Source organism: Limnofasciculus baicalensis BBK-W-15 (assembly GCF_024178385.1).
Classification (GTDB): domain Bacteria; phylum Cyanobacteriota; class Cyanobacteriia; order Cyanobacteriales; family Coleofasciculaceae; genus Limnofasciculus; species Limnofasciculus baicalensis.
This window is the reverse complement of the sequence record NZ_JAMZMM010000237.1, coordinates 1-9,624: the sequence shown is the minus strand read 5'-3', so window position 1 is coordinate 9,624 and position 9,624 is coordinate 1. Positions and strand designations below refer to the sequence as shown.

Genomic DNA, 9,624 nt, shown 5'->3' with positions numbered 1-9,624 from the left:
CTCCCCGACTCCCCGACTAAAGACTTTGTTTTTACTGCCAAGATTAGAGTAAAGTAAAGAAGTGTAAAGAAAATCTCACCTTAACCTGACCTTATCTGCTCTTTAAACCAGAGTCGGATAGGGAATGGGGAATGGGGAATGGAGAATGGAGAATTGAGAATGGCCCAAGGCGAAAAACAATTACAGATTAGCCTTAACCCTTCACCATTAGCCCTTCACCCTCCTATTCCATAAACATCAGGCTTTTTTAAATATCCCTCCTTATTGTCCATTGCGTTATCTTTGACGATGCAGTATTTTTTCCCGAAACGATTTTTGGTATCTGTGGCAGCATTTATCCTCGCTATCTCCGTTTGGGCGATCGCACCCGCTGCACAAGCGTACAATAATCCTGAATTACTCCCAGAAATTCAGACTCCGATTATCGACTTGGCAAACCTATTGCCAACTGGCCAAGAAGAGGAATTGATTAAAGATTTGGCAAGTTTTGAGGCGGAAACTGGTTGGAAACTGCGGATATTAACTCAATACGATCAAACGCCTGGTTTAGCTGTCCGAGATTATTGGAAACTTAACGATAAAAGTGTATTACTAATTGCCGATCCACGAGGGGGTAATCTCTTGGGTTTCAATGTAGGTGATGACCTTTATGAATTCCTACCCCGTACCTTCTGGATTGAGTTACAAACACGCTTTGGCAATCTATTTTTTGTTAGAGATAATGGAGAAAATCAAGCAATTGTTCAATCATTAGATGCTGTTAAGAAATGTCTACTTCAGGGAGGTTGTAACGTTGTACCTGGTTTGCCGCAGGAACAATGGATTTTGACGCTAATTACATCTGTAGTAGGTGGAGTAATCTGTGGATTTGCTGGTGTTCCTCGCAAAAAGGGACAGATTTTCGCTTGGCAATGGGCATTAATTTTCTCTCCGCTTTGGGGTATTTTATTTATCGCATTTGGTATTGGACCAGTAGTAACTCGGACTTCTGAGTTTTTACCGCTATTTCGCAATATACTTGGTTTTGCTTTAGGGGCTTTGGTGGCTTATTTATCGCCCATGTTTAATCAATCAACTGCATCGGATATGTAATTTATAGCAGAATTCAGAATTCAGGAGTCGGAATTAAAATCTCCCTAGCCGAAATTCAGGGCGAAGCATTTGGATTGTCTAACTTGGGTTTTAGCGATCGGATGCTTTTTCGGTCTGGTAGACTGAAGTCATTGATTGGGCTAAGTTGACCTATGACAATTGCGATTCCCTCCGGGACGGCAAAGCCGAACGACCAACCAATACAACAGAAGCCACTCAGCTTTGACGAGTTTCTCAGCCGTTATGGTGGCGATAACCGCTATGAACTGATCGATGGAGAGGTGTTCGACTTGGAACCAACAGGCCCGCATGAAGAAGTTGCGGCGTTTATCGATCGCAAACTGAATGTCCAAATCGACGGAGCAGGCTTACCCTGGTTTGTCCTGCAACGAGGACTCTTACGCCCCCCTAATACTAATAGGACAGCATTTCGACCGGACATTGCGGTGGTCGATCGGACAGAATTAGTGAATGAAGTGCTTTGGCCAGAACAATCAATTCTGACGCAAGGCAGTTCGATTAAGTTTATCGCTGAAGTCGTCAGCAGTAATTGGCAGAATGACTATGCTCGTAAGGTAGAAGACTATGCTGCGTTAGGGATTGCCGAATATTGGATTGCCGACTACGCCGCTCTGGGTGGGATTCGACACATTGGCAAACCCAAACAGTCCACATTGTCGATCTCCATTCCGGTGGATGGTGAGTATGAAATTCAGCAACTTCGGGGTAATCAGACCATCGTCTCTCCAACCTTCCCAGATTTAAAGCTGACGGCTGAACAGGTGTTGAGAGCTGGCAGGTAAAATCATCATGATCGACTCAATCAGTTAGATCTGCATAGCGTAGCCTAGTAAGGGCATACCCATGGTAATAATAATTGAAAAGACTGGCAAAAAAAGCGACAACAAAAAGGATAAAAACCACAACATTAGCCTTAGCCCCAACTACTACAGTAATGTGCCCAAGGACAATAGAGAAAATTAACTGCAATCCAATAGGTAGATAGAGAGAGGAAAAGTTATCAACCTCTAATGGTAGAGGTGCAGTAGCAACACGGAGAGTTATAGAATAAGTTTCCGGTACAGCATTAGTGCGGAGGATAAGAGATCTCTCTCCGTTTGCTTGAGCAATCAATTTACTCGTATCAACTGTAATTTTACAGTCAACGCGATTACCTTGAAATTCTTAAGGAACCTAAATAACGAGGAATTCCTTGATGATTTAAGCCAACTAAAACTTGTATTTCCCGCTCAATCGCCTTAAATCCTGACCAGTTTGAACCTGTAGCAAATTGAAATTGCTTTATTACAACTGAATCTTCTGGATTTCCCAAGGTTTGGGCTAGATATACAACCCTACCACCTGCACTATTACGACCTAATTCGCGGATAACTCGATAGCCTGCTGCCGAAAAGTCTGGTAAGTTGCTCATAACTGCTGCCAACTTATGCTTTTAGGTATTTTACCATTATTGAGCGTTTGTAGGGGCTGGTTTGGGGATAAGCTACAAAAGATAACCCACAATACTGATATTGGAACCTGCCCCGATGCCCCAAGATAAACGAGAATACCAATATCAAAACCTGCCCGAATAAAAAATGCGATCTCGAAGGCGAGTGAAGCCATCGCACCTACTGTCGCAACAACCCGCCAGTGGCTATCAGCCACTGTCTAATAGCTAAAGTCAGTTAAAACTGACTAAAATTCAGATAATAGATGTAGTTGATCTGAAATACAATTCAGATTAATAGTCGGTTTAAACCGACTTAAGCTATTAGACAGAGAATTTATTCTCTGTCGGTACTGTCGGCACTAATATTACAGATATCTTAAATTAGAGTTAAAATAAAAAAAAACTACCAATACCCCATGACTGCAACAACTATAACAACTGCACCCACCCAATTATTCCATGAAATTATCGAATTCATCGCCGCCGGAACCACTCCCCAAAGCATCATCAACTTCAAACTATCTGATGAAGCCCAAGAACGTCTAGAAGATTTAGTTTACCTCCATCAAACCGGGGAACTAACACCAGAAGACAAGAAAGAACTAGATAATTTTATCTTCATGGAACATATAATGACTCTCATCAAAGCACGCGCTCATAAGTACATCACTACAGTAAGAATCTTTGAATTTAATAATAGCGATGGCTTCGCCAGCCTTTGGCAACGCATTTTAGAACGTCAAGCCTTAATCGCAGTTAGCAGGTATCCCCCTGAAGCAACTACCACCCCTGACTAAATAAACAAACAATAACAATAAAGGATAGCATCATGAGCCAACTAGAACACATGATTAAAATGGCAGAAGACGAACTAACTGAATATAGCACTGATGCCAGGAAAATGGAAAAACTTCGTCGTAAAATTGGACTTGCCATCCCCAGAGAAGAGCAAAAACGTTGTCGTGAAACCTTAACAGCCCAAATGGCATCTAGCGGCTTACCCAAAATAGTAGAACAACAACGTCAAACAGTTGCCCTACCCTTTTGGGGAATAGCGGGATTAGGATTACTAGGAGGAATATCTCTCGCCCAATGGATAGGCTATATTATCGCTATTGCCGGAACAATTACCGCCTACCGCCTTCAGAAATGGGGTTGGGAATTACAAGCCAAACGCCTACTATTACAAACTTTAGATGATATTGAAGCCCGGATCGCACAACCGAAATGAAGGGAAGTGGGAAATGGGAAGTGGTGAAGGATAATTAAGAGCATCCCATTACGTGTAAATTGATTATTCGTAGCACAGGCATCTTGCCTGTGGGGGGGAGAGGTAAGCCAAAAATAGGATTAATTTCAGACTTATCAATTCCAGTCTCAATTATTATTGTTTTCTCAAATAACACCAATGAGTCACACTCAAGCCAAATCCCGCCCCTGGTGGCAACGCATCCCACTTTATTTACAAATTGTCATCGCCCTCCCCTTTGCCGCACTCTTGGGATTATGGCTTGGTAGCATTAACGCTAACCCAGATTTAGTCAAACACCTCGCTATTCCCTGTGACTTAGTACTCAAAGCCCTCCGCGCCCTAGCTACCCCCCTAATTCTCCTCGCCGTTGTCCACTCCTTCCTCACTACCAATATTCCCGGTAGAGCAGGTCGTCGTCTAGCTACTTTACTACTAACCAATACCCTAGCCGCAATTTGCATCGGTTTATTAGTCGCCAATATCCTCCAACCAGGAAAATGGGGTCAAATTGCCAAACCCGATAGTACAGCGACAGGTGTCAACAAAACCTTCGATCCTTGGGTACTACTCCAAGACATGGTACCAGAAGCCATCCTTAAACCCCTAGTAGATAACAACGTCATTCAACTTATCTTAGTCGCCCTTACTTTTGGTATTGTCCTCCGGGCAATCAAAGCTGAACAAGTCGAACATGGTAAAACAGATTACCGAGGGATCGAACAAGTAGTCACCATATTATTTGAAGCAATTATCCGCATTCTCCATTGGGTAATTGCCCTCGTACCCATCGCCGTTTTCGGTATCGTCGCCAGAACCGTTGCCCTACAAGGATTTGAACCATTTAAAGCCCTCGGCGCATTTATCATCGCCGTCCTACTTGCCCTTTTCTTACAAGCCTGCTACTACATAAGTAGGGTAACTCTCGGTTCCTGGGTAAATCCCAAACGCTTCTTACAAGGGGGATCGGATGCCCTATTAACAGCATTTTCCACCGCCTCATCCACAGTCACCATGCCCGTCACCTTTGAGGCATTAATCGAAAAAATCGGCTTGCGGGAATCTTCCGCTTCTCTAGGGGCATTAGTGGGGAGTAACTTTAATAATGATGGTACAGCACTCTACGAAGCCATGTCCGCCCTCTTTGTCGCTCAAATCCTGAATATTTCCCTAAGTTTACCCCAACAATTAATCGTAGTTCTCACTTCCATCTTCGCATCAGTCGGTGCTGCCGGAATTCCAGAAGCCGGATTAGTCACCATGACACTAGTATTTACCGCCGTAGGCTTACCTACACAGTATATTGCCTTACTTGTCACAGTAGACTGGTTCCTCGATCGCTGCCGCACCGCCATTAATGTGATGGGAGATATGACAGTCAGTGCCTTACTCGACGGGAAGCAGCGGAAAACCGAAGTGGAAATGGCAGTTTTTGAGGAACAGGAAGATTCAGACTTTCATCCAACAGATGTATAATAGATTGCTTGACCTGAAAAATAAAACAGGGAATCAAGAGCGGTTAGCTCAACCGTGACAGCCTCCCGACTGGATAGTGCCGACACTTCCAGGGTGAAAGAGGAAGAAGATGTGAGTGATTGTCAGCAATTGTAAGCATTTTTGGAGCGGATAGAGGAATCAGGAAGACAAGGGTGACACTAGGGATAAGAGAACTATCAAAGTATCTTGCCCGGTGCCATGTCCTTTCCCGCTTCCTCACCCCGACATGATGATGTGCCATCTCCTAAAGCGACCATCCATCTTTGTGATGATACCCGTTTCGGATAAGATGAGAAAATGCAACAGCAGCAAGTACTAGTACTTGCCATAATTTTAGCGACTGGGTTGAGGAATATTTGGGTCAGTAACCCCGGTCTAAAGACACAGTGGCTCTGCATAAGTAATCGGCAAGCCGTACTGACCAGACCACTCGCAAGAGTAGCCGTTATTTGAGTCACGACACCCTGTGGATGCGTAGCTAGTCCCCAGCTCTGTCATCTGCAATTAAACAGTCTTAAGGTCACTGAGACAGTGTTGCAGGTCTAAAAAGCTCTTATAACAGGTCGTTCGCGTAGCGTGCCGTAGGCATAGCTAACATTACCCTGTAAGGGGAAGGAGACAACCATATCTCCATAGGAGGGGCAACCATACCCCTCCGCCCCAAAAGGGGTAGGCGGTTAAAATCGCTAGTTCGTTAGTTCGTTTTCATCCCCAGTCTAAAGACATGGGGTTTCCAACATCGAAGAAAATTTATGAACGAAAAGATTTTTGAGAAAGTCAAAGCAATCGTGATAGAACAACTGGATGTCGAACCTGACGATGTGAAGCCGGAAGCCAGCTTTGCCAACGATCTAAACGCCGACTCTCTCGATGTGGTGGAATTGGTGATGGCATTGGAAGAAGAATTTGATGTAGAAATTCCCGACGAGGCAGCCGAAGGGATTTCTACAGTCCAGGCGGCTGTAGACTACATTGTCAAGTATTCAGAAGCTGCTGCTTAAAACGCTCTGGTATTTAGGGAAAGTTCTGCGTTATGGGGGCATTGCCCTGTGGTACTGGCATCATGACAAACTGCGAAAAAAAACGTGTTGTTGTTACAGGTCTCGGCGCGATTACACCAATTGGGAAAAATCTAACCGAGTACTGGGATGGTTTAAAAAGCGGACGTAACGGAATTGGTAGAATTACCTTTTTCGATCCGGTGCGACATGCCTGTCAGATTGCAGGCGAAGTGAAGGGATTCAACCCTCACGATTATATGGAACGTAAAGAGGCAAAACGAATGGATCGTTTTGCTCAGTTTGCCGTGGTTGCCAGTAAGGAAGCCCTCGCTGATGCCAAGTTTGTCATTAACGAACTCAACGCAGAACAGGTAGGCATTATCATTGGCACTGGGATTGGGGGTCTGAAAATCTTAGAGGAACAACAGGAAATCTACCTGACTCGCGGTCCGGCAAAATGTAGCCCCTTTATGATTCCCCTGATGATTGCTAACATGGCAGCAGGTTTGGTGGCGATTCAAACAGGTGCTAAAGGACCGAATTCTTGTACCGTCACTGCCTGTGCCTCCGGATCTCATGCCATTGGTGATGCCTTTCGCCTAATTCAAGGGGGCTATGCTCAAGCGATGATTTGTGGTGGTACGGAAGCTGCTGTTACCCCTTTGGGATTAGCAGGTTTTGGGGCAGCCAGAGCGCTTTCTACCCGTAATGATGACCCAGAACATGCTTCTCGTCCATTCGATCGCGATCGCGATGGCTTTGTGATGGGTGAGGGTGCTGGCATCTTACTCTTAGAAGAATTAGACCACGCCCTCAGTCGCGGTGCCAAAATCTATGCTGAAGTGGTAGGCTATGGGATGACTTGCGATGCCTATCACATGACAGCACCTACTCCCGGTGGCGCAGGGGCAATTAGAGCGATGCAGTTGGCTTTGAAAGATGGAGAGTTACAACCCGAAGAGGTAACTTATATTAATGCTCACGGTACGAGTACTCCCATCAACGATCCTAACGAAACCGCCGCGATCAAGAAAGTTTTAGGCGAACATGCTTATAAAATTGCAGTTAGCTCGACTAAATCCATGACCGGACATTTATTAGGCGGTTCAGGTGGGATTGAGTCTGTAGCTTGTGCCTTGGCAATCGCTGATGACATAATTCCGCCTACTATTAATTTAGAAAATCCTGACCCAAATTGCGACCTTGATTATGTACCTAATGTTAGCCGTGAGGGGATAGTTGATGTGGTGCTATCCAATTCCTTTGGGTTTGGAGGTCATAATGTGACGCTGGCTTTTCGGAAATATAAATAGTAGGAATTAGGGGGGGGAAGAGGTAAAGGGGGAAAGGCCGTATTTATGTCCAATCCTCCAAAACCAGTCCCGGTACTTGTGAAAAATCTCGTTGATTGCGAGTCACTAAAATTGAGTTATTTACTACGGCAATGGCAGCAATTCGTAAATCCTGTGTCCCAATCCTTATCCCCTGACGGGATCATTAACAAACGGAGTAATCCGTAGTTAATGTGAACCAATCGCCTATTAATTTAGGAGCCGTTATTTGAGTCACCATACCCTAGAGTTCGCTAGCTCTAGGCTCTATGACTACTGATTAAACAATCTTCAAGGATAGTGTCTTTAGTGTAAAAAGCTCAGATAACAACGATGAAGCAAACATTACCCCGCCAGGGAGAAATCTAAATGTCTAATTACGTTCTAGTTCTTGATCCGAATAAACAACCACTAGATCCAGTTCATCCAAGTACAGCACGATTATTGCTGAATCAACAAAAAGCTGCTGTATTTAGACGCTTCCCCTTTACGATTATTTTAAAAGTTGCCAACAGTAATGGACCTACTCAACCAATTCAGCTAAAAATCGATCCAGGTATTAAAATCACCGGGATGGCATTAGTTCAAAATGATAAAGTTATTTGGGCTGGGGAACTACAACATCGTGGTTCTCAAATTGCGGTATGATTCAGTATATTCTACAACTTCATTCAGTAAGGGATTACATCTCAAAAGTGGTGATACATTCAGGAGAGGATGTGCCTCGTACCAAATAATCCGCTCATTAATTTCCTGTTGATTATCTAAATAAAAGCTAATCGCATCAAAAACCTGAGCTGCTGTCACTAGTTGAATTAGCTTCTCTGGTATATCTTCAGGCTTAATCCCTGACTTCCAGAATACCACAATATCCCGCACCGTAACTTGAGTATCGGCAATAATCGGTTCCCCCTGCAAAATCTCAGGAGTGCGAGTAACGTAGCGAGAACTAGTCGTTCCAGAGAGGGAATTGGTCATAACGACTTAATCAGACAAGTTTAATTTGTCTCTATCTTAACTTAGACTCGCTTCAAGTTCTGCCAGAGCGTTGCGAGTAAAGCAAGGAGATCCCATATACAGAGTATTTCTATCATTAAGTAGAGCGAGTGTAGCGGTACGCTCGTTCCAGTGACCCAATCGGGAGCATCAACTATCCTTGGTATAATTAGTCAACAACCCACCGTTAAAGATGAACAATCCTAATTCCCAAACTCTCCAAAACGTAGATGCCGCCTTTGCTGGAGAATCAATGGCGAATCGTAAATATCTCTTTTTTGCCGAAGTAGTAAATCGATTAGGGATGAAAGACTTGGCAAAACTGTTCAGAGAAACAGCCAATCAGGAAACTGAACATGCTTTTGCTCATTTTCGCGTCTTGCACCCGGAATTGGTGATTAATGATGTGGATTCCCTCAGCGAAACAGAGAAAAAAGCGATCGCATCTCGTTGCTTAGAATTAGCAATTGAAGGGGAAACCTACGAATACACTACAATGTATCCTGAATTTGCCGCCCAAGCAAGGCAAGATCGTGACAATCCTGCTATTGCTGAATTTGAGGCACAGGAAGCAGAATCCCGACAACACGCTGGACAATTTCGCAAAGCGGCGCACAATTTTGGACTTTTAGTACCAATTGAACACTATCACGCCGATCGCTACACTGAAGCCTTACAATTAATTGAGGGTGAAACTATTCCTACCCGCCAAGCTTCTGACAATCCGGCTATACAGAAGTGGATTTGTCAGAAATGTTCTGTGATTTACGATCCCGTCATGGGGGATATTGATTCAGGTATTTCTCCGGGTACACCTTTTGAGGCAATTCCTGAAGATTGGCAATGCCCCATCTGTGGGGCGCAGAAGAAAACCTTTATTCCCTATGGGGAAGTTATTGCTGCTTAAGAGTTTATTTCTTAAGAAAATACTCTCTCCCTAACCTCCTTTTTCAGCAGGGCTATTTTATTCTCGGTTGATAAATTGAGGGCTGGGGGGCTGGGGAG

The 9,624-nt window shown here is 44.2% G+C and carries 11 protein-coding genes and 3 pseudogenes; 9 read left to right on the top strand and 5 right to left on the bottom strand.

Annotated elements, in window-relative coordinates; genetic code table 11:
• Positions 1 to 288 precede the first annotated feature (288 nt).
• Together NJ959_RS20070 and NJ959_RS20065 are read left to right on the top strand one after the other, a co-directional pair.
• Complete coding sequence (locus tag NJ959_RS20070) at positions 289 to 1,092, top strand: TPM domain-containing protein (protein WP_254013515.1); 804 nt, start codon at positions 289 to 291, stop codon at positions 1,090 to 1,092.
• 152 nt (positions 1,093 to 1,244) lie between these two features.
• A complete protein-coding gene (locus NJ959_RS20065) occupies positions 1,245 to 1,895 on the top strand; it encodes a Uma2 family endonuclease (RefSeq protein WP_254013514.1) in 651 nt (216 codons plus the stop codon).
• Positions 1,896 to 1,911: 16 nt separating this feature from the next.
• Here NJ959_RS20065 and NJ959_RS20060 read toward each other — a convergent pair whose 3' ends face one another.
• From NJ959_RS20060 to NJ959_RS20050, 3 genes are read right to left on the bottom strand one after another with little or no spacing between them, the layout of a single operon-like run.
• The gene (locus tag NJ959_RS20060; RefSeq protein ID WP_254013513.1) at positions 1,912 to 2,226 is read right to left on the bottom strand and encodes a hypothetical protein; all 315 of its coding nucleotides are present in this window, start codon (positions 2,224 to 2,226) and stop codon (positions 1,912 to 1,914) included.
• Between the two features lie 37 nt (positions 2,227 to 2,263).
• On the bottom strand, positions 2,264 to 2,524 hold the full coding sequence (locus NJ959_RS20055; RefSeq protein WP_254013512.1) for a hypothetical protein: 261 nt from the start codon (positions 2,522 to 2,524) through the stop codon (positions 2,264 to 2,266).
• The gene (locus tag NJ959_RS20050; protein WP_254013511.1) at positions 2,521 to 2,760 is read right to left on the bottom strand and encodes a hypothetical protein; all 240 of its coding nucleotides are present in this window, start codon (positions 2,758 to 2,760) and stop codon (positions 2,521 to 2,523) included. The genes NJ959_RS20055 and NJ959_RS20050 overlap by 4 nt, the downstream gene beginning before the upstream one ends.
• 201 nt (positions 2,761 to 2,961) lie before the next feature.
• Between NJ959_RS20050 and NJ959_RS20045 the strand changes: the two are divergent.
• The 5 genes and pseudogenes from NJ959_RS20045 to fabF form a co-directional block, all read left to right on the top strand.
• Positions 2,962 to 3,213: pseudogene (locus tag NJ959_RS20045) on the top strand (hypothetical protein); the annotation flags it as partial.
• A 161-nt stretch (positions 3,214 to 3,374) separates the two neighbouring features.
• Positions 3,375 to 3,776 carry a hypothetical protein gene (locus NJ959_RS20040; protein WP_254013509.1) on the top strand — a complete coding sequence of 134 codons (402 nt, stop codon included), beginning with the start codon at positions 3,375 to 3,377 and terminating at the stop codon, positions 3,774 to 3,776.
• Between the two features lie 177 nt (positions 3,777 to 3,953).
• Positions 3,954 to 5,270 (top strand): dicarboxylate/amino acid:cation symporter, encoded by a 1,317-nt coding sequence (locus tag NJ959_RS20035; RefSeq protein WP_254013508.1) that lies wholly within the window; start codon positions 3,954 to 3,956, stop codon positions 5,268 to 5,270.
• A 773-nt stretch (positions 5,271 to 6,043) separates the two neighbouring features.
• A complete protein-coding gene (gene acpP, locus NJ959_RS20030; RefSeq protein WP_254013507.1) occupies positions 6,044 to 6,292 on the top strand; it encodes an acyl carrier protein in 249 nt (82 codons plus the stop codon).
• Between the two features lie 62 nt (positions 6,293 to 6,354).
• Positions 6,355 to 7,605 (top strand): beta-ketoacyl-ACP synthase II, encoded by a 1,251-nt coding sequence (gene fabF, locus NJ959_RS20025; protein WP_254013506.1) that lies wholly within the window; start codon positions 6,355 to 6,357, stop codon positions 7,603 to 7,605.
• A gap of 43 nt (positions 7,606 to 7,648) precedes the next feature.
• Here the strand turns inward: fabF and NJ959_RS30770 are convergent.
• A pseudogene (locus tag NJ959_RS30770) lies at positions 7,649 to 7,780 on the bottom strand (type II toxin-antitoxin system VapC family toxin); the annotation flags it as partial.
• A gap of 212 nt (positions 7,781 to 7,992) precedes the next feature.
• Between NJ959_RS30770 and NJ959_RS20015 the strand changes: the two are divergent.
• Positions 7,993 to 8,262: pseudogene (locus tag NJ959_RS20015) on the top strand (RRXRR domain-containing protein); the annotation flags it as partial.
• Here the strand turns inward: NJ959_RS20015 and NJ959_RS20010 are convergent.
• Positions 8,239 to 8,601, bottom strand: coding sequence for a DUF433 domain-containing protein (locus tag NJ959_RS20010; RefSeq protein ID WP_254013504.1), 363 nt, complete (start codon positions 8,599 to 8,601; stop codon positions 8,239 to 8,241). The pseudogene NJ959_RS20015 and the gene NJ959_RS20010 overlap by 24 nt on opposite strands.
• Before the next feature lie 211 nt (positions 8,602 to 8,812).
• Between NJ959_RS20010 and NJ959_RS30365 the strand changes: the two genes are divergently transcribed.
• The gene (locus NJ959_RS30365) at positions 8,813 to 9,526 is read left to right on the top strand and encodes a rubrerythrin family protein (protein WP_305069159.1); all 714 of its coding nucleotides are present in this window, start codon (positions 8,813 to 8,815) and stop codon (positions 9,524 to 9,526) included.
• The last annotated feature ends 98 nt before the right edge of the window (positions 9,527 to 9,624 follow it).

Bases quoted from the DNA above. Each gene is read 5' to 3' on its own strand.
- NJ959_RS20070 (WP_254013515.1), top strand. From the start codon at position 289: ATGCAGTATTTTTTCCCGAAACGATTTTTGGTATCTGTGGCAGCATTT.
- NJ959_RS20065 (WP_254013514.1), top strand. From the start codon at position 1,245: ATGACAATTGCGATTCCCTCCGGGACGGCAAAGCCGAACGACCAACCA.
- NJ959_RS20055 (WP_254013512.1), bottom strand. From the start codon at position 2,524: ATGAGCAACTTACCAGACTTTTCGGCAGCAGGCTATCGAGTTATCCGC.
- NJ959_RS20040 (WP_254013509.1), top strand. From the start codon at position 3,375: ATGAGCCAACTAGAACACATGATTAAAATGGCAGAAGACGAACTAACT.
- NJ959_RS20035 (WP_254013508.1), top strand. From the start codon at position 3,954: ATGAGTCACACTCAAGCCAAATCCCGCCCCTGGTGGCAACGCATCCCA.
- acpP (WP_254013507.1), top strand. From the start codon at position 6,044: ATGAACGAAAAGATTTTTGAGAAAGTCAAAGCAATCGTGATAGAACAA.
- fabF (WP_254013506.1), top strand. From the start codon at position 6,355: ATGACAAACTGCGAAAAAAAACGTGTTGTTGTTACAGGTCTCGGCGCG.
- NJ959_RS20010 (WP_254013504.1), bottom strand. From the start codon at position 8,601: ATGACCAATTCCCTCTCTGGAACGACTAGTTCTCGCTACGTTACTCGC.
- NJ959_RS30365 (WP_305069159.1), top strand. From the start codon at position 8,813: ATGAACAATCCTAATTCCCAAACTCTCCAAAACGTAGATGCCGCCTTT.